Here is a 374-nt window from a genome sequence, read left to right as displayed (position 1 = left end):
TTCTGGTGTGCCTGGGTGTTTACAATTGCTCCCGTTTGATTCTCCGCATCGTCCGGGTCTAGGTAAAAGCTCACCGCAAAGGGCGGGGCTGATTGTTCTCCAAGGATCTCAGGAATCTTGGTGGTAAGGTCAAAGATGCCAATACCGCTGTTATCAGGACTGCAAATGATATAGTCTGAAACTGGGGCACTAGCGTCTGGCAAGGGGTTTACTACTAGTTCCAGCTCCACGATCTCAAAGCACTTGGAGTCGGGATTGGTGGTTCGCACGTAGATGATCTGTGGGTTAGTCGTGTTCTGGTAGGCGGTGCGCTCTGGGGCCACAATCTCATTTTCCTCATTGACGGCATCGTCATAGCTTTCATAGTAGCCCAA

1 protein-coding gene and 1 pseudogene are annotated in these 374 nt (G+C 50.8%); both read right to left on the bottom strand.

The annotated features are described in order from the left end of the window. The coding region (locus tag QPK98_RS15615) for an FIDD domain-containing protein (protein ID WP_310994398.1) at positions 1-230 on the bottom strand (230 nt) is incomplete at its 3' end. Positions 231-257: 27 nt separating this feature from the next. After that, positions 258-323: pseudogene (locus tag QPK98_RS15780) on the bottom strand (hypothetical protein); the annotation flags it as partial. Between the last annotated feature and the right edge of the window lie 51 nt (positions 324-374).

This window comes from Aequorivita marina (assembly GCF_031631895.2).
Taxonomy (GTDB): domain Bacteria; phylum Bacteroidota; class Bacteroidia; order Flavobacteriales; family Flavobacteriaceae; genus Aequorivita; species Aequorivita marina.
The sequence above is the reverse complement of the archived record's forward strand: the minus strand, read 5'-3'. Positions and strand labels throughout refer to the sequence as shown.